We start from the raw sequence: 19,920 nt of genomic DNA, 5'->3' as shown, positions 1-19,920 counted from the left end.
TTATGACGATATATGAAAACAATTATTTCACCATAAGCCGTTCGATAAATGAGTAGATACTAAACCATTATGTCATTACCGAAATAGGTGAGATTCATCTGAAAGTTTTTCAATTCGTTTAAGTTTGGTACTACACGAGATTGATGTTTAGCGACTATTGTGCTTTATTTTATAAAATGAAAATTAGGTATTAACTAATTCATATTTAAATGTGACTTTTGTGACGCCTATTCACATAAAGTAAAGTGTAATGTTCTTTTTCGTTTCCCCTTGCTTATTATAAAAACAAAAACTGTCGTATGAACTTATATAACCCTATTAAAAACACGCTTTCTAATGGTGAAAAAACAATAAAGATTGGGTACCGAGAATCGCAGATTCTTACCCTTTTACTGGAACGCTCCCCAGAGGTTGTGAAAAAACAAGACATTGTTCAATTCGCTTGGGGAAATGAGTACATCGGTGAAACTTCGCTAGCCAAAAGTATCAGCGTACTCAGACAAAGCTTTATCAAAATCGGTATCAAAGACTCCCCTATTCTCACAGTTCCAAAGGTCGGATATCGCTTGGTGGAGGACGTCTTGTTGAATGAGAGTCTCGTTACCATCAACGCTCCAAGAGAGGAAATAGTTCCAGCTAAACCAGAAGAAACCTCTCAGCCCGCGTATGCCGCTAAGCAAAAGCCGGGCTATCGAAACCTAGTTTGTTATGTTGTCTCACTGGGTTTCTTGTTTGCCGCCGTTCTAATGGTAGCAAGTAAATATCACAGCTCTTATAGCCACCCTCAGTTCGGTAAGTTGCTCAATGAACATACCGTGGGCTCGCTTGAGGTTTATATGTCTCCTAGCACCTCATTGTCACTCCGAGTTCAAGAGTTACTCGCAGAGAACCAATGCCAATGTGTTGTTTATATTGAAGAAAATAACGGATTTTCTGGGCTCTCCTGGCTTAATAAAAAAACGCGAAAGTCAATCAATGTGTTTTACACACCAGACCAGTTTGAGCAAGCCTCGAAGACCATTGCTCAGTTTGTTGCGGAGGAGAGACGATGAAACCCTATATCGCTGTTGCCCTGTCTTGCCTATTGTTCCTTGGAGCCTGGAATCTACCTTGTCGTCATAACGCCGAGGATAATCGTTATCACCACAGTATTGTTGATATTCTGCCTGATGATCACATCCTACGCATTGATGGATTAACTCGAGTCAACCACCGTACGATTACACACATTGCCTCATTGCAAGATGAGTCCATGTCTAACCCAATCATCCTGAGCTTCAAAGGCACGTCTCGACCGTACTCTGACGTAAACCTATCGATATCGGGCAAAATGAATTTGTTATCCGTACAAGAGATACGTCCTGCCATTAACGACTCGTTCCTCTCGCCCTATCTCGTTTTAAATGATGACCCCATCTATTTCGACTTCGAGAAAATTCACCAGAACGAGGTTTTCTCACTCATTAGAGATAAACAAACAGGCCGGACAAAACTTCTTGCTAAAAGATAAATGGCTATCTGAACTTTTCGTTACGACTGCAAATTCCTTATGGATGAGGTATGTTTAATTATCATTATTCTCTGCTTTTTATCTAATTTATCATTATAAAAAATAGCACTTACTAATATTCATTATCCTTACTCATAACGTGTCTATATTTTATTGCGCCGATACAGATTAGGAATTACTGATATAAACATCAAATCTTACTCCGTTAAAAACGTATAAACTTTCTCCTTATCATTATTTTAGTAAAACCATTCAGCTTAAAAGCATAAATTAATAACGTTCTAAACCAACTTGGTTAGGAAGCAATTTCCTTATTAATGAAAAGCAATCGATTTCAATAGCCATCTAATGACAATAAAAACAATATAAGCAACTGAATAAATGGGTAATAAGATTTCAATTATTTTCAGTATTATCAAACCTATCAACATGAAAAGGTAGTTATGACCGCAACAAGAGCGGCTTATAAAACAATATAAAAATGCAATCATGAGGGAACGTTCATGCGAAACATCAACATCAGCCTTTTGTCAGCAGCTATCCTATCTACATTCGCAACTGGCGCACAGGCGAAAATTTACCCCGACCAAATCGTTCTTGATCAGCTCGGCGAAGATGTCTGCCGTTCAGGCTATCGCCCACTTGATCGATATGAAGCGGAAGAACAAAAAAGTGCACTGCTCGCCCGCATGGGACAGTGGCAAATTACTGGCCTAAAAGGTGATTGGGTGATCATGGGACCGGGTTACAATGGTTTGATTAAGCGTGACTTACCGAACGGTAAGACCTTTTGTTACCCTGATGAAACGCAGTCTGAAATCCCAAATTATTCTGCCATTGCCGTTCCTGAAGGTGGCGAGATCGATGTCCAATACGAATTGGTGACCGACCGTTCTTACTTCGTTCGTCCACTAAGTTACCTAGCCCACTATCTTGGCTACGCATGGGTTGGTGGTAACAACAGCCAATACGTGGGTGAAGACATGAAGATCGACCGCGTCGGTGACGGTTGGGTCATTCAAGGCAATAACAGCGGCTCTTGTAGTGGCTACCGTTGTGGCGAAAAAACAAAAATCACTGTGAATAACTTCGCCTATACCCTAAACGATAAGAATTTCTGGCATGGCGAAGTAATTGAGTCTGAGCGCGAACTGGTCGATACCGTTTGGGCTACAGCGAGAAACTACAGTAATACCCCGCAACAAATTGTTGTCGACTTAAAACTCACAGAATCGACAAACTGGTCAAAAACCAATAGCTATGGCTTTGCTCAACAGGTCAAAACCGAGAACGAATTTAAGTGGCCTTTGGTTGGTAAAACCAAGTTAAGCATCACCTTCGATGCTAACCAGAGCTTTTCTAACTCTAACGGTGCATCCACCAGCAAAGACGTGACCTTACAAGCTCGACCTATGGTGCCTGCGAACTCTGAACTGCCAGTGCGCATTGAGCTGTATCGTTCAACCATTTCCTACCCTTACCGATTCAACGCAGACATTAGTTACGACGTAAACTTTAATGGTTTCTTGCGCTGGAGTGGTAATGCTTGGCATACCCACCCTGAAAATCGCCCATACAGAAGGCACACGTTCACCATGGGCAGAGGCAGCGAGCAATCTGCGGATATCCGCTATCAGTGGGATCACCGCTACATTCCAGGCGAAGTAAAATGGTGGGATTGGAGCTGGGCAATCCGTGAAGCAGGATTAGGCAGTATGCAATATGCGACGGGCGCAAGCTTACGTCCATTCCACTCTTATGTATCTGGTGATTTCTACGCGGAATCACAATACGCAGGTACGATAGAAATTGGTCAGCCAAGCCCACTTGGTTTACGTGCTCGCTCTACGGATATCCTGTCTGGAGGTACAACACAACGCGTTGGCGATGTCGAAGTCACCACAAACTTCGATGCTAGCAAGCTAAGCGCTCTTGGTTTTGAAGGTGCTCAGATGAGCATACAAGCAGCAGACTAAGTTAAATAACGATAATAATAAATCCCCCAATCCTTGCCCGTGACTCCCCCTTCACGGGCTTTTTTTGTGCGCTTAAGCCATTACTGAGATAAGCATCATTAATAAATCATTTTATGGAATGCTAACCAATTAAGTTAACAATTTGGACATAATGCTTCGATTTATCATTGTTGGGGAAAAAGTTTGCTTTCATTTGCCAAACCACGTCAGACTAGTATTGCTTATTCAAAAGCAAAAAAGATCATCGTATTGAACCTAAAAGGTGGCGTGGGCAAGTCGACATTCTCCGCCAGTTTAGCAAGCAAACTCATCAATAATGGTCATACTGTAGAGCTGGTAGATTTCGATAAGCAACAATCTACCAATCGCTGGGCTGAAGGTATTGATACATTACCTAATCAAAGCTACAACCCTTCCCTTCGCAGCCTCTCAAACATTGCAGTCACGTTGAAGGTAAGCACCTCCACGGATTATGTGGTGATCGACTCTCCCGCAAATTTTTCGGAGAGCGACTTAGTGCGTTATCTGCGATACGTTGATTACATTGTGATTCCCATGCAGCCTTCACCCATCGATCTTCATGCCTCTTTGCCGTTTATCAATACGCTGATCGAAAAACATATCTTTAAGTCACGTCAAATTAAGATTGGATTTGTGATTAATCGTTGTGTTCTTCAAGATGAGCGCCTCGACCGAGTCATGCGCCTTTTACGTTTTTTCCGTCAGTTTAAGACGTTGGGGATAATGAGCGAATCTGAGGTGTACCAACAACCTTTCATGGACAAGCAACTTGTAGACGCAAGCGATGTCGACCCAAAGCTGTGGGATAACGTCATTAAATGGTTAGATTAGTCTTTAGGTCCCGACGAATCAGTGTCAGCATAGTATTGAAAACTCTGCCTTGAGAATTTAATGCTATGCTTTTGATTGCCCCTCCTCTGCTTGTTCTTCAGAAACATCAATCTTTCCAGCTAAAGTGACACTCTCATCAGGCTAACCCTCTGACACTAAGAGGAATTATTTTTCAATTTTTTTCAGTGTTTTTCGACTTGTTTTATATGAAAGAGTACGCCCGCTTTTAGGTCAAAAAACCATAAAGCACCCACTCAATCATTAAAATAAAGGACATTGTATATATGCCTAACGTCAGTACGCAGCTCAGTATGACGCTTGCACTTTCTTTCTTATCGACGATTGCACACGGTAAAATCTATTCTGATCAAATTGTTATCGACAAGTTGGAAAATCACCAATGTCGCGCAGGCTATCGCTTGATCACGCATTATGAGGCGCTCGAGCACAGAGATTCCATTTTGTCTCGGATGCAAACATGGGACATCGTCGGGCTACAAAATGGCTGGGCTATCATGGGCGAAGGCTATCATGGGGAGATCAAGTCTGAACAAGCGAGTGATAAAACATGGTGCCACCCTATCCATCCAAATGCCGGACTCCCTCGTAACGTCTCAATGCCCATCACCGAAGGTAGTACCACTGAAATTGAACATAACCTCGTGACAAATGATGAGAACTTTGTTCGTCCTATCAGTTATCTCGCCCATACCCTTGGTTACGCATGGCTTAGCGGGAACCAAGGAAAGTTTGTGGGTGATGACATGGTCGTCAACCGCGTGAATGGTCGCTGGGAAATACAAGGGAATAGTGACGGCTCATGCAATGGTGACCGATGCGATGAAAAAACCAAAATTACCATTCAAGACTTCGCTTACCATCTCAACCCAAAACATTTTTCACATAGTGATGTCACTGAGTCAACCAAGGAAAAACGGACAACGATCACCGCGTACGCAATCAATACGCAGGACAGGCCTAAACACATTAACGTTCAGTTTGATGTCGACCAATCAACAAGTTGGTATAAGACTGACCATTCCGTATTTGCCCAAAGTGTTTACATTAGTGATGCATTCCAATGGCCAAAAATTGGGAATACTCACCCTAATGTATCGGTCGATGCCAATCAGTTATTCTCGGACTTCAACAATGGCACAAGCACCAGTTCAGCAAATCGAGAAGCGAACCTTACGATTCCCGCTCACTCAATTTTGCCAATTCAAATCGAGTTGTATCGCTCTCACATTTCGTACCCATTTCGTATTCGCACAGATATCAGTTATCGCGTGAGGTTCGATGGTTTTTTACGTCATAGTGGCAATGCTTGGCACACTCATCCAGAAAATAGACCGACCACTTCTCATACTTTCACCATGGGAAGAGCAAGCGAACTCAGCGAAAACATCCGTTATCAATGGGACCATCGATACATTCCTGGGGAGACCAAATGGTGGGATTGGAGTTGGGCAATTCATACCCATGGCTTAGCCTTGATGCAATATGCGGCTGGAGAGAGCTTACGCCCATACCATTCTCACGTCTCCGGAAATTTCGAGGCTGAATCACAATATGCCGGGATGATAGACGTTGGCCAAGAATTAACCGTCGATGCTCCTCTGCAGTGGGCTGAAGGTTCAACCCCGCAGCAAATTCAAGTAGGCAATGTTACTGTTTTAACAGACTTCGACGCTAGATCTTTAGAGCAACTTGGTTTCCATTCCGCTCGCCTACTCATTCAACCTCTAGATTAAAGCACATGAAAAAAGAGACAGGCCAAGTAGCGTGTCTCTTTTCTTTGTATTCAGCGTCAGATAGAAGCTCAGCATCTAGAGTTTAATCTCTTAGCCATTGATGCTCTTCGCCCTCACCTTGCTTATTAAAGAATGCAGAGTGTTGTTGCTTAAACTGATCGGCCTTGATTTCCGAAATCGGCCATTGGCTGAAGTCCTCTCTAATGAAGTGGTCATCAATGCCAAATTCTAAACTTCTTAGCTTGTTACCTACGAAGCGATAAATGTAGCTCTCTCCCGAACCTTCACACACCATAGGGACATGAGACATAGGCTGACCGTTGACAGAGACCGAAACCCATTTACTGCTTTCTGGTTCACACAGCTCCTGGTTAACGACATCAATCTCAAACTTATTGTCTAGCGTGGTACCGACAAACACCGCCGTTGACTCTTGCAAATAAACGCGTCGTAGCAACAGCTGTTTTGTGTCCTGCGTTCGCGTGGCTTGAATGCCATTTGAAAACGGCTCAAAATAAGACCAATGCCAATCCCATCTCATTCCTTTTTCAGCGAAGTTCAGTTGAGGTACCGTCTTCCAAGCAACAACGCCAAGCATAAGAGCAATAAAGATAAATAAGGCAATGACAATTCGGATAAGAACACGCATTAGGCTGGTTTTTCTACAAGTAGTTTAATACCAAGCGCCACGAGTACAGCCCCCGTAGCCCCCTCCATCCACTTCATGAAACTTGCGTTTTTCAGCAGTGTTTTTGCTGAGTTCAATGCGCCAGCTAAGCCACATTGCCACACCATCGCAATGATGAAATGAATCGATGCCATCAGCATAGATTGCAGCAGTGGAGAGCCTTCAGGATTTACAAACTGGGGCAAAAATGCGAGATAAAATACCGCCGTTTTCGGATTTAAAACGTTAGAAAGGAAGCCTTCACGGAATGCACGTTTACCACTGTATGCTTGGTGCGCTTGCTCAGAGACAGCAATACCACTGCTTGACTTCATCAATGCGCGCAAGCTGCTTAGCCCCAGCCAAATCAAGTAAGCTGCGCCTACCATTTTGACCATCTGAAACAACTCAGCAGATTGCGCCAGAACGGCAGAAATCCCGATCGCTGAAAACAGTGCATGAACAAATAGACCAAAGCAAATTCCCAGACTAGTTGTACAGCCGTCCTTAAGGCCTGAACGGCTTGTATTACGAATTACCAATGCGGTGTCCAATCCCGGCGTGAGCGTCAAAATCGTAATGGCAATCAAAAATGCCTCAAAATTCAAAATATCCATATTTTTGTAATAAGTGATTAAGCATTCCACATCAATACCGTCAAAACATTTAATGCGCAAGCAACTTTTGTGATCTAAGTCGTTGAAAGTCACACTGTGTCGAGATGAGAGCTCGCTCAAACCGTAGAGAGTTTGGACAAAAGGTCTGTCATGTTAAAGCGATGAACTCAAGCACATTGAGTATCTTTGCCAACCCATCACACCGCTAAGCTCCTCTCGCTTATCTATACAAGTGCCTGAATTTGTGCACAATAGACCTGCATTATTTGTTAATAAATAGTAAATTAGACACACTTCTCTATCGACATTGCCTTGATGCTGCCTTTTTCTCTGCATCGGTGTCGAGAGATACGAACATCAAGTTCAAGGACCCCGTTTGGGGCGTTTAAGGAAAGAACATAACAAAGAGTAGTCACATGAGCGCATTTCAAAAACTCGTCGAACATTCAAAAAAAGTCTCTAACTTTGGCCATCTATCTGCAATCGTAGGTTGGGATCAAGCTGCCGTCATGCCAGCAGGCGGTGCAGAAGCCCGCTCTAACGCGATGGCTGAACTAGAGGTGCATATGCATTCTCTTATGACTCAACCTCATTTAGGTGACCTGTTTGCACAAGCAGAAGAAGAGTCATTATCAACACAAGATCAAGCCGTATTACGTGAAATGAAGCGCGATTGGCAGCAAGCGAACCTGCTTCCTGAATCTTTGGTGCAAGCGCAATCGCTCGCAGGTTCTAAATGTGAACACGCATGGCGCACCCAACGTGGTAACGACGATTGGGCGGGCTTCGAAAAAAACTGGGCTGAAGTGGTAAAACTGTCTCAGGAAGAAGCGCAAATTCGTGCGGAAGCGGCTGGTACATCGCCATATGATGCAATGCTAGAACTGTACGAACCGGGCACAACATCGGCATCTCTAGATGCGCTATTCGCAGATGTAAAAACGTGGCTCCCATCCATGATTGATGACGCCATTGAAAAGCAAAAAGGCAATAACATTCTGCTGCCAAACGGCCATTACCCTACTGAGAAGCAAAAAGCGTTGGGCCTGGAAGTCATGAAGCTGCTTCAATTCGACTTTGAACACGGTCGCCTCGATGAAAGTGTCCATCCATTCTGTGGTGGCGTACCAACGGATGTCCGTATTACCACTCGCTACGATGAAAAAGAGTTCGTGCAATCTTTGATGGGCATCGTGCATGAAACGGGGCACGCTCGTTACGAGCAGGGTTTGCCAAAATCGCTGGCTGGTACAATGGCTGGTCAAGCTCGTTCAATGGGCATTCATGAATCTCAATCTCTATTCTTCGAAATGCAAGTTGGTCGTAGCCAAGCGTTTGTAGAGCACTTAGCACGTCTGGCATCTAACCACTTTGAAGGTCCAGAGTTTGCACAAGACAATTTGTCGAAGATTTATACTCACGTGGAGAAAGGCTTCATCCGTGTAGACGCTGACGAACTGACTTACCCTGCTCACGTTATCCTACGTTACGAGATTGAACGCGACCTAATGAACGGCGTGATCAATCACACTGACGTTCCAGAGTTGTGGAACGAAAAGATGAAAGCGTACTTGGGTCTTTCAACTGAAGGTAACTTCAAAAATGGTTGTATGCAGGATATCCACTGGACAGATGGTGCCTTCGGTTACTTCCCGTCATACACCTTAGGTGCGATGTATGCAGCGCAGTTTATGGCAGCGATGAAGCAAACGGTTGACGTAGACGGCGCAATTCGCTCCGGTGACCTATCACCAATCTTCACTTGGCTATCAGACAACATCTGGAGTAAAGGTAGCTTGTTCTCGACCGATGATTTGGTAACACAAGCAACGGGTGAAGTGCTAAACGCAAAACACTTTAAAACGCACTTAGAAAACAGTTACCTATAATAGTAGCGAAAGCAAAAGTAGAATGAGCAGCCCAGTGCTGCTCATTTTATTAGCTTGTTATCCTGATTCGAGCTTCTAACGTTTCCTCGTAAATATCTTCAACATGATATGGCTCTATCGGTTCATTAGAAATAAGCCATTCACCTAAGATAGAATCGTCTTCCGTTTTGATCGAGATACAATCACCATCAACAAATACAATGTTGAAGCCAAAGTCATAAATGACAACCTCTGAAGAAGGGACAAAGACTTTATCAGTAAAGTTTTCTTTTACTGCTTTACGACTGCGTAACCTAAAGACCTCTATAAGTTCTATTGCCTTAGATGCTTCGAAAAGCTTTACGCCCTCCAGTAGCCATGCCTTAACGTCTTTTGGATTCAATTCATGAATAAATCTTGCAATGGGCAAATGAAAGTCATGCCCTTGAGGGCTGGTATACCAATCGTTGCTTAACTCAATAAAACCGGCAGGTATCTGGAAAAATAGAGGAGACAGGCTCGTCACTGTATTCGATTCAAAGCCAGAGCCCTCACTGCTCATCATCACTTTACATTCTAGTCCTATGATGGATCGCAGCGCCTGCACTGATTCACCATCCATCTGATAATTCAGAGTTTCCATTCTCTACCTCCCTAGCTCTGGCTAACACGATCAATAACGTAAATTTTATCCTGACGACTAACAAGCAACTTCTGCAATTGCTCGATAAATCAATTTACCCTCTACCGTTTTACTTTCCATTAGTGCGATAGCGTCAATCGGTAACGGCAGTGGTGAGATCTTTACATCATCTAATGGCGCTTGCTTATCGATATGACGAGCTAATGTAATGTGCGGAACGTAGTGTCGTGACTCCGTCGCGAAGCCATCCTGTTCCAATGCTTCTATCAGTTCATTTTGCAGATTGGTAACAGCACGATTGTCTTCAATACCCAACCACGCTAGTTGTCTGCCATTTTGGTAAAACGAACCTAGATGGTCCACAGTAATCCGTTTGCAAGAAGACTTCAGATTGTGAAGAATCTTCGTTAGTTGCTCAAACTCCTCCTGTGTCGATTCACCAATAAAAGCCAAAGTAATATGGAAGTTTTCTTTGCGAGTATATCGCCCTACTATCCCATGCTGTTTTAGCTTTTCTTGAATTTGCTTGAGCTTTGACTTGCTTGTTTTATCAAAGGTAAGCGCGAAAAATAATCTCATCTGCACACTCCTAAAGCCACTCTAACCCTTCATAAGGTTGATGCTTTATGCTCTCTAATCGCGAGTATAAATCGCCAGTGTGGATTTCTAACTTGTGGCCATCAGGATCAAGGATGTATAACGAATCCCCTTCACTTTTATTCTCTTTCCATTGGCGAATACCCAACTCGATAAGTGTGTTGGTAAAGTCAGTAAAATATTGTTGTGAAACAGTAAAAGCAATGTGGGTGTAATCATGTTTTTCGTCGGGCTTGTCGACCGATAAACAAAGCCAAAGGTCACCCAATGAGAGATACGCACCGCGCTTCCACTTTAGATGCCCTTTAAAACCGAGCGCTTTAGTATAGAACGCTAGCGACCGTTCTAAATCACTCTCCGCTATCGTAATGTGGTTCAATCCTGTCAGCATGACTCGTCCTTGGTAATTCATCATCGCTATTGTGGCAAACAACTATGCAGAATTGAATCGACAGATAAAAGAAAGCCCAGAACAATGTCTGGGCTTGGTATTTACATTGCCGGAGCAAGTCTAGGTTTATACAAACAGCATTCGCCATCCGGTCGTGTTTTAAAACGGCGATGTAGCCACATGTATTGACTCGGACTCGCCATAATGGACTGCTCGACAATCTTATTCACGAACACGGCCGCTTGATCTGGGTCGTTTTTCGGGAACCCCTCCACTGGAGCACTGATGGTTAACTTGTATTGGCCATTGCTCTCGCGAACCATGGTAAACGGCACAATCGCACAATCCGTCGCATCCACCAGCAAGCTGGTTCCCGTCGTGGTACAAGCGCGCTTTACTGCAAACAAAGGCGCAAACGTAGAACGACGAGTACCGTAATCATGGTCTGGTGCGTACCATACACGATGCCCCGCTTTGAGCGCTTCAAGCATCCCTTTAACGTTTTTACGATCGATTAAAGTTCGATTCGAACGAGAACGTCCTTTGTATTGAAAGTAATCAAAACATGGGTTGTTGTTTGGTCGGTAAACCCCGGAGCCCGATTTTTTGATACCAAACGCACGAGCGCCTAGCTCTAGGTTCATTGAGTGAACCGCTAACATTAAAACGCCGTTACCTTGTTTTTCTAGCGCTTCAATATGTTCCATTCCTTCAATCGTTACGTGCTTACCCACACGTCTGTCTGACCAAAACCACGCCATGGCGGTCTCAAACAAGGCGATGCCCGCGTTATCGATATTGTCTTTTAAAATCGCCTCACGCTCTTGTTGGCTCATGTCTGGAAAACACAGCTCTAAATTACGTTTGATCGTGACTTTTCGTTTTTTCATTAATCGCATTGCAATACGACCAATTCTGCTTCCTAGCGCGAGTTGTACACGAAATGGGAGGAGGCTAAGAAGGTACATGATGCTAATAATGATCAATGTGCCCCAGTAGCGAGGTGCCAAAAATTCTACCTTGAATTTTGGTGCTGTGTGCTTATTCATGAATGTGTCATCAGACGAAATCGTCTTATTAATCCTTAAAAACAACGCTAAATGCGAATAGCAGTTACCATTGGCTGTACTTATTACAAAAACTAAAGCGCGCGGATTATATGGCGCTTTAATACGTTACACAATAAGAACTTTCTGAGATTGCGGTGGACACTATCAAGTTGAACAAAAAGGGCGTGATATTCGTCGAATTGAAACAAATTGCTAACTATTTTGCTAAAAGAAGAGAATAGGAAGAATCAAATCATAGGGAGAAAAGTGCGCTTGGCTTCTTTTGGGTGCAGGTTTGCACCCTCGATGATATGGCCCTCCCTTTTCTAATAACACTACTCGATGTAAACGTTTGTTTTTCTCCATTCAGAAGTGTACAGTCTCGCTAACTAATCATTGATGCCAATCCTTTGCTGTAATTGGAACCTCCATGAACTTCGACACCTTGCTGGCTTTTGGCGGAATCGTCTTCTTTTTGGCCATTATTCCCGGCCCTAACGCATTGCTCATTTTATTTACCGCACTTACGCAGAGTCGTCGCTTTGCTATTGCCAATATTTTCGGTGTGGCACTTGGCTTTCTGATCCACGCTTTTGTCTCCGCAAAAGGGTTGAGCTTGTTGCTTTCACAATCAGCGCTGGCGTTCAACATATTAAAGTGGATGGGTGTTGCATACTTAATTTGGTTGGGCATCAATAACCTAAGAAGTGGGCTTAAACTGGCAGATCAAAAGTTAAAACTCGACCGTAAAATCGAGGAACAGACTCTCAAGCAAGCCTTTGTTAAGGGACTATTGACTAACCTGCTTAATCCAAAAATCGTGTTGTTCTACCTCTCTATCTTCCCTCAGTTTGTGCAACCTGAACATATTCTCGAGCAAAGCATCATGTTGGGTGCTCTTCAGGCAAGCATCGTTGCTAGTTGGTTTTTGTTTGTGATTTTCTTTGCCACTAAGGTTAAGGCCATGCTCACTTCTTCGAAAACAAGCAAGTGGCTGAACTACGTAAGTGGGGGGTTGTTTATTTTCTTCGGCATCGGTTTAGCTAATACCCGTTTTTAAAGCCAGACTAAAGATACGAAAAACACGCCCACGAGCGTGTTTTTTATTGTCTCTGGCTTAGCCAAAAGCAGCGGCTAACAACAAGATCCCAACAAACAACACAGCGACTAACCCCAACAAATACGAGAGCTTGCCAGTGCCACCCTTTGGCGCTTGATTACAACATCCCATGGTTTTCTCCACTTTCTGAATCACGCTAACTGCTCTTAATCTAGACCTTCCCCCAAGGTCAGAGTCAAACTTTGGCTAGCTTCCCATCAATTTCTAGATTTCCGATAATAAATAATTCGCTATAAACACGTTTTTAATATGCATTTTTTAAATCGATTTTGCGTTTTTTAACCAGAGCAAACGTTTAAATTGATTACGAATAAACCATTGGCATTTCGCTTCATTTTTGGGTAAATACATACCGTTTTTGGCTATATACCCACAGATTCTCGCAGCCCTACAATACGCCCGTCTTACTTGTAGCACGCGGGCTCTCCATCCGAGGCTCGTGGCTCGATCATTAAAGGTATCGAATGAGCAATATCGCCAAATCCGCCGTCAAACTCAGTGTCTTTTCTGTCATCATGATTACGGTTACTTCCGTCGACAGCATAAGGAACATTCCGGGTGCCGCCTTATTTGGTAGTCACGCCATCTCTTTCTTCTTATTGGCAGGCCTTTGCTTCTTCGTTCCAACCGCATTAGTTTGTGCAGAGTTGAGCACCACTTACCCGCAACAGGGCGGTGTGTACTTATGGGGTAAAGAGACCCTTGGGCCAAACTTTGGTTTTGCGACTGTGTGGTATCAGTACGCAGAGAACATCGTCTACTATCCACCGCTCATTTCCTTTATTGTTGCGACGGGCGCGTATCCTTTCTTTCCTGAACTGGCACAGAACAATATCTTCATGTTGATAATGATTAATGTGATTTTCTGGGCACTGACCTTAGTCAACATATTTGGTTTGCGTTTGTCCTCCCTCATTACCAACGTCTTTGGCACTTTGGGGCTTATCTTCCCTATCCTGCTGATCATCGGTTTAGGTGGTTACTGGGCTTATACCAACCCAAGCGAATCACATATTTCACTTCGTCATGCATCTGACTGGTTGCCTGATTTCTCACAAGACGGTATTGGTGCGGGCTTTACTGCGGTTGTGCTTTCCCTAACTGGGCTTGAGATCACCACCTCTTACGCGAGTGAGGTCGATAATCCGCAAAAGACTTACCCAAAAGCACTGATCGCTTCCACCGTGTTGATTCTGGTATCTCTGACCGCGTGTTCGCTTTCCATCTCTTCCGTAGTATCCAGCGATCATTCAAGCTTGAGTGAAGGCGTGATACTGGCGTTCAAAGCCTTCTTTGATGATTTGAACATGTCATTCATGCTGCCAGTTATCGCTCTAGCAATTGTATTTGGTAGCTTAGCGAGCCTAAACAACTGGATTATTGCTCCGACCAAGAGCTTGCATGTTGCAGCAAAAGACCACTTCATGCCTTTGACGCTATCGAAAGAGAACAAGAACCAAGCGCCGGTTCCATTGCTACTCCTGCAAGGTGCCATCGTCAGCGTGCTCTCTTTGGTATTTATCTTGGTACCAAACGTAAACCAAGGCATGTGGCTATTGAACATTCTCATGACTCAGCTCTACATGGTGATGTACATCTGTATCTTCGTCAGCTTCTTGGTTTCACGTCGTAAACATGCGGATATTGAACGTCCATTCCGCGTGCCTGGCGGCAAGTTTGGCATGATGTTGGTGGCTGCTTTAGGTTTGATGAGCTGTCTGGTAACCATCTTCGTTTCATTCGATGTACCGGCAGGTATAAGCGCTCAGACAGGTGCTTATGCATTGATTCTTGGTTTCATTGCCTTTAGTTTGCCAGCGATTGGGGCCGTGATGTACCGAAACCGCAAACGTCGCCGACAAGGTCAGTTGATTGAGGTAATGGTGAATTAGTTCATCCCTCTCATCAGGTAGCAAAAAGCCGCGAACGAATCGCGGCTTTTTTGTGTTTGGAATTTATAGGTTAGTGACCAACCGTCTTAGACAGCAAGTTCACAATCATCACACCAGTGAGGATGAAGCCAATACCAACAAGCGCAGCAAGGTCGAGCTTTTGTCCGTACAGGAAGTAACCGACAGCTGCTACAAGTACAATCCCCGCCCCGCTCCAAATCGCATAAACAATACCAACAGGCATGCTTTTTACTGTTACAGACAGTAGGAAGAAAGCGATACCATAGCCAATGATAACCACTGTACTTGGCATCATTTTGGTAAACTGTTCTGTCTTAGGAATAGAAGAAGTCGCAATCACCTCACACACGATAGCTATAGATAAAGCAACCAGTGGAGGCATAGAAACAAGCATTTTGAACATAAGGCAATCAACGCTCAATTAACCTGAACTCGATGACATATCGAATCTCTGAGGGCCGCATTATAATCAAAATCCGCTAGTGCGCTATAAAAAGTGATGCAACTCACATTTACGCCAGCGTAATAATCGTGATTAAAGGTCAGTCTCTTCCAAGTTAATCACACAGGCAGACGTATCCGTTCGAGCTGCTAACAAAGATTCTGGATCCGCATAAACGATATTATTCAGCCCCAACTTTTGCATGTCATCAATGTGGTACATCCAAGCCGCTTTGCTCGTATCGCATCCAGCCTTTTGCAACTTCTCGCGCTTATTTAGGTGCCCAAACATGGTGATCTTTGGATTCACAGCGACCAAGGCAAAAAACGCATCTTCATGTTGTCGCCATAAGGTCAGTGACTGCTGCCATTGTTCAAGTTCTTCTTGGTCGAAGCCATCAGTGTCCCATTCATCTTTCAGCGCACCGCCGAACCACAACACTTCTGAACCTTTCATCACCAAAGTACTTGGCGCAGCAGTAAGCACATAATTAGCACAAGCAGACGCACACGTGCCATTAACAATGAGATGAACTTGATTATTGTAAAGCCATCGACCAAGCTCCATGGCTGGTCGGTATTCGCCAGAATCACTGTCTATCATCAGTGCAACAACACCGTCCGGCTGAACATTAGCAAGCTCTATGGCTTCTCTAACCTTTTCTGTACTTATCTCTCCATTGAAGTAAAGTGTTCTACCTTCCATGTAAATATCATCTGACAGGCTGCACGCGACTAACCCTAAAAGCGTGATCGCGCTGAGACACTTTCTCATATCGCTCTCCATGATCTTGATTCCAAAACTCGACACTGAACTTCAAATGAGTATTGAACAAGTTGAATAAAAGCGAGACAAAAAGTGGCACATTTTTGATCAACGCCAAGATATGCACTCAGGCGCTCATAGGGTATTTAAATTGCGCTAAAAGAGAGAAACGATGATTTAAAAATCTAACTGTGATGACTGCCAAACCATAATGGTAGTTTGAATGCCGTTATGTAGAGCGTGATGTAAAGGGCGAAAGCCATATTTCCAATATAAAGCTTCATTATGTTGTTCGCATTGTAGGAACAGTTTGGGAATACCAAGCTGAGCAACATGGTTTTGAGCACGGGCCACTAGCGCCGCAGCATAGCCTTTACCCCGAGCTGAATCCTCTACATATACACCACCTAACCAATGTTCGTATTCTGGGAAGTCGATGTTCTCTCTGATCTTAAGTTCTGCGGTCGCGACAAGCTTATTGTTTTCATCATGAACAACAAATGCGAGTGGAAATTCGTGTCGGCTGTTGGCCTTAAGCAAGACTTTTTCATGAACTTGAGCGGGCGTAACACCAGGGACGGTATAAGCCCACTCTTCAAAGTACCAACGTGCAATGACGTAAGACTCATCTGGAAAATCTGCAAGAAAGTGAATTTGGAAGGTTTGCTCTGTCACTAGTAGCCCCCATCCACGCTATCAACAACACTGGCCTCACCTGCTACATCAGAACTGGGCTGGCTAAAACGATGCTGCTGCGCAAGCTCGAAGTAGATGTGCATATCGATCGGCTCTGGAGTGTTAAGCAGCATTTTACCTACCTCTCTCTGGAAATAGCCGTAATTGCCTAACTCTTCGGTTAAACCTAACTGCTCATAACTCGCCAAGCTCGTAAACATGCCGTAAGCGTATTGATAACGCGCCTTGTCTTTCAGTTTATCGTGACCAAGTTCAGTCAACGCTTTGTCTACTTCATCCGGTAGGTAAACGTCTTTATCACCAAACTCTCTAAGTAACACGATAGGCACCTGATGTGCGATGCTCTGAATGGTCTCTTTTCTTTTAAACATGCCAAACATAATGTCCTCCACTGACGGTAATGAGCCAAACAACGCACTAACAGACGTGCTGGCGAGCCGATGAGTCTCTTTATTAGTATTTGGGCTCAAAATTTATACTAACTCGATCTCATAATCGTCTTCAAACGCTACCATATCCGTTACACAAAAATGTACTCAGAAATCTTGCCGTAATCACATCCTGCTGATTGGGTTTTCCATGCAACCAGAAAAGTATCGGCTCACGCTGCCGTGTTGTTAACTGGACCATTCACTTCGGTAAATGCTCGCTCGGGTAATTACACACATAAAAAAAGCCCAGCATAATGCTGGGCTTTTTTAGGTCCACGTCAACAAGATGATTTTTAACTGCATCAACAAGGATAGTTGGTTATATTATTTTTAATATCCTTGCCACCATCTTTAATAAACCTTACCACTAACAACTGACGAGTTAATGAATGATGCATACGGTACTTAATATAACTTTATTCTAATATTAATTATTCAATCGGTTCGGCAATATACATGACTTATGAAACTCTCATAAATCTTAATTTTAATAAGGTTAATAGAGTTCACTGATATGATTTAAAGATTACAGGCCCAATAAAACAACATGCTGTAATACTCTAAAGACAACATCATACAAATCCATACAAACCAAAATTAAAACAATACCTTAACCACAAACGAAGAAACGATTACCTAGGACTTCCACTTGAAAGCACAACGAAATCACCACCCTCGTTTAATGGTGCATGAACTCTAATTTATAAAACTTATTATTTCAATAGAACTCAGTTAATTAACTCAATTAAATATGTTTTAAAAAACACGGCACTCCATAAAAGTGAAATAAAACTGTAACAAATCTTTACAATGAAAAATATCAGATTAACTCTTGGAATATAAGTACAATTACGAAGATAAAAAATATATTTATAATTATTAAAAATCAGCGCTCTTTTCATGATTTCCTAATAAAAGAGATGAGGACAATAAAATATCTATAAGTGTTATATTTTGTTGACTGGCTATATGTTCAAAATATTAAAACTTTAGATGTGCTAGCCATTTGGAAAGAAATCGAGTTCAAAGTCACATTTCGTATCGACATCCGTAGGCAATTGGGGTAGCTTTAGATGTATAGACGTCTAAAAAGTAAAGCTTAGGGAGAGAAAGCCGTGCCAATTAGAATTCCAGATCAGTTACCCGCTAGCGATGTATTAAGGACAGAGAACATCTTTGTGATGAGCGAAAGTCGAGCGGCAAGTCAGGAAATCCGTCCATTGCGAGTGCTTATTCTCAATTTGATGCCAAAGAAGATTGAGACAGAAACTCAGTTTCTGCGCCTACTTTCTAACAGCCCTCTTCAAGTGAATGTGGAGCTGCTACGAATCGATAACCGACCAAGTAAGAATACGCCAACAGAGCACCTAGATACGTTTTATCGTCAGTTTGAGATGGTGAAAGGTAAAAACTTCGATGGACTCATTATTACAGGTGCGCCATTGGGTTTGGTTCAGTTTGAAGATGTGATTTATTGGGATCACTTAAAAACCATTATGGAGTGGGCAAAACATCACGTCACTTCAACACTGTACGTGTGCTGGGCGGCACAAGCGGGGTTGAAGCTGCTGTATAACTTGCCAAAGAAAACACGTAAAGAGAAGCTATCGGGGGTCTACCATCACAAGATCCATCATCAATACCACCCTCTTTTGCGTGGCTTTGATGATACCTTCCTAGCACCACACTCACGTTACGCTGATTTTTCGCCTGAGTTTTTAGAAGAACACACTGACCTTGATATCCTCGCGACTTCTGATGTTGCTGGTACCTACCTGGCAACAACAAAAGACAAAAGGAATGTGTTTGTTACTGGTCACCCGGAATACGACTCACACACATTACACAACGAGTATATTCGTGACCTAGGTGAAGGTATGGAGCCAGCAATTCCAATCAACTATTACCCAAATAACAATCCGGATAACCCACCATGCGCAAGTTGGCGAAGTCATGGACACCTGCTGTTTTCTAACTGGCTTAACTACTGTGTTTACCAACAAACGCCGTATGACCTGGATCATTTCAGCGAGGATGCGTTCACAAAAGACGACTAACTCCCTGATTTTAGAGTGTGAACTAAGCCGCCAACTGGCGGCTTTTTTACGTCAGTTTGCCAACCTGATCGCATAGTGTTTTATCCTCGTTAGGCTTTTGCATCGGAATTCATATCATGCTTTGTGAATCAGGGATGTGGTGCATGGATATGAAGTTTGGAAAACTCAGTACGTTGGTATTAGCAAGTCAATTAGGCTTGGTGGGGTGTGTAACCGTTAATGAAGAAGGCAACAGCCCTGTCGTCAAAGCAGATCCTGTCTCAATGGCAGAGTCTCGAATCGCTCTAGGCTTAGGTTACTTGGAAAGCGGTAGCATGATCAGAGCGCACGACAATCTCCAGCAAGCCCTCACCCACGCGCCAAGCTATTACCGAGCTCAGCTCTCAGAAGTGGCCCCCAATTTTCGGACATGACTTTAAGTGATTGATCTGTTTGTATAGTACCTAAAAATACTGGAACAGATTATGACTAGAAAACGTAGAAACCACTCACCCGAATTTAAAGCTAAGGTGGCGCTTGATGCTGCTAGAGGTGATAAAACTGTCGCTGAGTTAGCTCAGAAATACAATCTT

General features: G+C 43.3%; 21 protein-coding genes and 1 pseudogene. 12 read left to right on the top strand and 10 right to left on the bottom strand.

Annotated features, from left to right (window positions below):
• Window positions 1-299 precede the first annotated feature (299 nt).
• The 5 genes from KIV40_RS03565 to KIV40_RS03545 all read left to right on the top strand — a co-directional run bounded on the left by KIV40_RS03565 (window position 300) and on the right by KIV40_RS03545 (window position 6,092).
• Window positions 300-1,052, top strand: coding sequence for a winged helix-turn-helix domain-containing protein (locus KIV40_RS03565; RefSeq protein ID WP_228173899.1), 753 nt, complete (start codon window positions 300-302; stop codon window positions 1,050-1,052).
• Entirely contained in the window at window positions 1,049-1,510 is a 462-nt protein-coding gene (locus tag KIV40_RS03560) for a hypothetical protein (RefSeq protein WP_285347962.1), read from the top strand. The genes KIV40_RS03565 and KIV40_RS03560 overlap by 4 nt, the downstream gene beginning before the upstream one ends.
• 503 nt (window positions 1,511-2,013) lie before the next feature.
• Window positions 2,014-3,486, top strand: a complete 1,473-nt coding sequence (locus tag KIV40_RS03555; RefSeq protein WP_285347961.1) for an aerolysin family beta-barrel pore-forming toxin — start codon at window positions 2,014-2,016, stop codon at window positions 3,484-3,486.
• Between the two features lie 183 nt (window positions 3,487-3,669).
• Entirely contained in the window at window positions 3,670-4,338 is a 669-nt protein-coding gene (locus KIV40_RS03550; protein WP_285347960.1) for a ParA family protein, read from the top strand.
• 284 nt (window positions 4,339-4,622) lie between these two features.
• A complete protein-coding gene (locus KIV40_RS03545; protein ID WP_285347959.1) occupies window positions 4,623-6,092 on the top strand; it encodes an aerolysin family beta-barrel pore-forming toxin in 1,470 nt (489 codons plus the stop codon).
• A gap of 82 nt (window positions 6,093-6,174) precedes the next feature.
• On the opposite strand, the gene KIV40_RS03540 is transcribed toward KIV40_RS03545, so the two are convergent.
• Both KIV40_RS03540 and KIV40_RS03535 read right to left on the bottom strand, forming a co-directional pair.
• Window positions 6,175-6,741: a hypothetical protein gene (locus KIV40_RS03540; RefSeq protein WP_012128115.1), complete on the bottom strand. Its 567-nt coding sequence runs from the start codon at window positions 6,739-6,741 to the stop codon at window positions 6,175-6,177.
• Window positions 6,741-7,376, bottom strand: coding sequence for a LysE family translocator (locus KIV40_RS03535; RefSeq protein WP_012128116.1), 636 nt, complete (start codon window positions 7,374-7,376; stop codon window positions 6,741-6,743). Before KIV40_RS03535 ends, KIV40_RS03540 begins: the two co-directional genes overlap by 1 nt.
• A gap of 416 nt (window positions 7,377-7,792) precedes the next feature.
• Here KIV40_RS03535 and KIV40_RS03530 point away from each other — a divergent pair, with 416 nt between their 5' ends.
• The gene (locus KIV40_RS03530; protein WP_285347958.1) at window positions 7,793-9,265 is read left to right on the top strand and encodes a carboxypeptidase M32; all 1,473 of its coding nucleotides are present in this window, start codon (window positions 7,793-7,795) and stop codon (window positions 9,263-9,265) included.
• A gap of 49 nt (window positions 9,266-9,314) precedes the next feature.
• Here KIV40_RS03530 and KIV40_RS03525 read toward each other — a convergent pair whose 3' ends face one another.
• The 4 genes from KIV40_RS03525 to KIV40_RS03510 all read right to left on the bottom strand — a co-directional run bounded on the left by KIV40_RS03525 (window position 9,315) and on the right by KIV40_RS03510 (window position 11,924).
• Complete coding sequence (locus KIV40_RS03525; RefSeq protein WP_285347957.1) at window positions 9,315-9,887, bottom strand: hypothetical protein; 573 nt, start codon at window positions 9,885-9,887, stop codon at window positions 9,315-9,317.
• A 57-nt stretch (window positions 9,888-9,944) separates the two neighbouring features.
• On the bottom strand, window positions 9,945-10,466 hold the full coding sequence (thpR, locus tag KIV40_RS03520) for an RNA 2',3'-cyclic phosphodiesterase (RefSeq protein ID WP_258471426.1): 522 nt from the start codon (window positions 10,464-10,466) through the stop codon (window positions 9,945-9,947).
• A gap of 10 nt (window positions 10,467-10,476) precedes the next feature.
• On the bottom strand, window positions 10,477-10,875 hold the full coding sequence (fos, locus tag KIV40_RS03515; RefSeq protein WP_285347956.1) for a fosfomycin resistance glutathione transferase: 399 nt from the start codon (window positions 10,873-10,875) through the stop codon (window positions 10,477-10,479).
• Between the two features lie 101 nt (window positions 10,876-10,976).
• A complete protein-coding gene (locus KIV40_RS03510; protein ID WP_285347955.1) occupies window positions 10,977-11,924 on the bottom strand; it encodes an LpxL/LpxP family Kdo(2)-lipid IV(A) lauroyl/palmitoleoyl acyltransferase in 948 nt (315 codons plus the stop codon).
• 430 nt (window positions 11,925-12,354) lie between these two features.
• On the opposite strand from KIV40_RS03510, the gene KIV40_RS03505 reads away from it, so the two are divergent.
• Complete coding sequence (locus tag KIV40_RS03505; protein WP_045401778.1) at window positions 12,355-12,984, top strand: LysE family translocator; 630 nt, start codon at window positions 12,355-12,357, stop codon at window positions 12,982-12,984.
• Between the two features lie 57 nt (window positions 12,985-13,041).
• Here the strand turns inward: KIV40_RS03505 and KIV40_RS03500 are convergent, their stop codons facing one another.
• Window positions 13,042-13,179 (bottom strand): hypothetical protein, encoded by a 138-nt coding sequence (locus KIV40_RS03500; protein ID WP_012128123.1) that lies wholly within the window; start codon window positions 13,177-13,179, stop codon window positions 13,042-13,044.
• Between the two features lie 329 nt (window positions 13,180-13,508).
• On the opposite strand from KIV40_RS03500, the gene KIV40_RS03495 reads away from it, so the two are divergent.
• Window positions 13,509-14,936 carry an APC family permease gene (locus tag KIV40_RS03495; protein ID WP_012128124.1) on the top strand — a complete coding sequence of 476 codons (1,428 nt, stop codon included), beginning with the start codon at window positions 13,509-13,511 and terminating at the stop codon, window positions 14,934-14,936.
• A gap of 70 nt (window positions 14,937-15,006) precedes the next feature.
• Here the strand turns inward: KIV40_RS03495 and KIV40_RS03490 are convergent, their stop codons facing one another.
• A complete protein-coding gene (locus KIV40_RS03490; RefSeq protein WP_005534982.1) occupies window positions 15,007-15,339 on the bottom strand; it encodes a multidrug efflux SMR transporter in 333 nt (110 codons plus the stop codon).
• Between the two features lie 206 nt (window positions 15,340-15,545).
• On the opposite strand from KIV40_RS03490, the gene KIV40_RS35580 reads away from it, so the two are divergent.
• Complete coding sequence (locus tag KIV40_RS35580) at window positions 15,546-15,695, top strand: hypothetical protein (protein WP_375164809.1); 150 nt, start codon at window positions 15,546-15,548, stop codon at window positions 15,693-15,695.
• Between the two features lie 646 nt (window positions 15,696-16,341).
• On the opposite strand, the gene KIV40_RS03480 is transcribed toward KIV40_RS35580, so the two are convergent.
• Both KIV40_RS03480 and KIV40_RS03475 read right to left on the bottom strand, forming a co-directional pair.
• A complete protein-coding gene (locus KIV40_RS03480; protein WP_228173887.1) occupies window positions 16,342-16,839 on the bottom strand; it encodes a GNAT family N-acetyltransferase in 498 nt (165 codons plus the stop codon).
• On the bottom strand, window positions 16,839-17,240 hold the full coding sequence (locus KIV40_RS03475; RefSeq protein WP_021017700.1) for a hypothetical protein: 402 nt from the start codon (window positions 17,238-17,240) through the stop codon (window positions 16,839-16,841). Before KIV40_RS03475 ends, KIV40_RS03480 begins: the two co-directional genes overlap by 1 nt.
• Window positions 17,241-18,406: 1,166 nt before the next feature.
• Between KIV40_RS03475 and metA the strand changes: the two genes are divergently transcribed.
• From metA to KIV40_RS03460, 3 genes and pseudogenes are all read left to right on the top strand, one after another.
• On the top strand, window positions 18,407-19,348 hold the full coding sequence (metA, locus tag KIV40_RS03470; RefSeq protein WP_005433939.1) for a homoserine O-succinyltransferase: 942 nt from the start codon (window positions 18,407-18,409) through the stop codon (window positions 19,346-19,348).
• Between the two features lie 149 nt (window positions 19,349-19,497).
• Window positions 19,498-19,734: pseudogene (locus KIV40_RS03465) on the top strand (type IV pilus biogenesis/stability protein PilW); the annotation flags it as partial.
• 78 nt (window positions 19,735-19,812) lie between these two features.
• A partial coding sequence (locus tag KIV40_RS03460; RefSeq protein WP_285347973.1) for a transposase occupies window positions 19,813-19,920 on the top strand: 108 nt, incomplete at its 3' end.

The organism is Vibrio sp. D173a, assembly GCF_030248475.1.
The sequence above is the reverse complement of the archived record's forward strand: the minus strand, read 5'-3'. Positions and strand labels throughout refer to the sequence as shown.

Bases quoted from the DNA above. Each gene is read 5' to 3' on its own strand.
- KIV40_RS03565 (WP_228173899.1), top strand. From the start codon at position 300: ATGAACTTATATAACCCTATTAAAAACACGCTTTCTAATGGTGAAAAA.
- KIV40_RS03560 (WP_285347962.1), top strand. From the start codon at position 1,049: ATGAAACCCTATATCGCTGTTGCCCTGTCTTGCCTATTGTTCCTTGGA.
- KIV40_RS03555 (WP_285347961.1), top strand. From the start codon at position 2,014: ATGCGAAACATCAACATCAGCCTTTTGTCAGCAGCTATCCTATCTACA.
- KIV40_RS03545 (WP_285347959.1), top strand. From the start codon at position 4,623: ATGCCTAACGTCAGTACGCAGCTCAGTATGACGCTTGCACTTTCTTTC.
- KIV40_RS03540 (WP_012128115.1), bottom strand. From the start codon at position 6,741: ATGCGTGTTCTTATCCGAATTGTCATTGCCTTATTTATCTTTATTGCT.
- KIV40_RS03535 (WP_012128116.1), bottom strand. From the start codon at position 7,376: ATGGATATTTTGAATTTTGAGGCATTTTTGATTGCCATTACGATTTTG.
- KIV40_RS03530 (WP_285347958.1), top strand. From the start codon at position 7,793: ATGAGCGCATTTCAAAAACTCGTCGAACATTCAAAAAAAGTCTCTAAC.
- KIV40_RS03525 (WP_285347957.1), bottom strand. From the start codon at position 9,887: ATGGAAACTCTGAATTATCAGATGGATGGTGAATCAGTGCAGGCGCTG.
- thpR (WP_258471426.1), bottom strand. From the start codon at position 10,466: ATGAGATTATTTTTCGCGCTTACCTTTGATAAAACAAGCAAGTCAAAG.
- fos (WP_285347956.1), bottom strand. From the start codon at position 10,875: ATGCTGACAGGATTGAACCACATTACGATAGCGGAGAGTGATTTAGAA.
- KIV40_RS03510 (WP_285347955.1), bottom strand. From the start codon at position 11,924: ATGAATAAGCACACAGCACCAAAATTCAAGGTAGAATTTTTGGCACCT.
- KIV40_RS03505 (WP_045401778.1), top strand. From the start codon at position 12,355: ATGAACTTCGACACCTTGCTGGCTTTTGGCGGAATCGTCTTCTTTTTG.
- KIV40_RS03495 (WP_012128124.1), top strand. From the start codon at position 13,509: ATGAGCAATATCGCCAAATCCGCCGTCAAACTCAGTGTCTTTTCTGTC.
- KIV40_RS03490 (WP_005534982.1), bottom strand. From the start codon at position 15,339: ATGCCTCCACTGGTTGCTTTATCTATAGCTATCGTGTGTGAGGTGATT.
- KIV40_RS03475 (WP_021017700.1), bottom strand. From the start codon at position 17,240: ATGTTTGGCATGTTTAAAAGAAAAGAGACCATTCAGAGCATCGCACAT.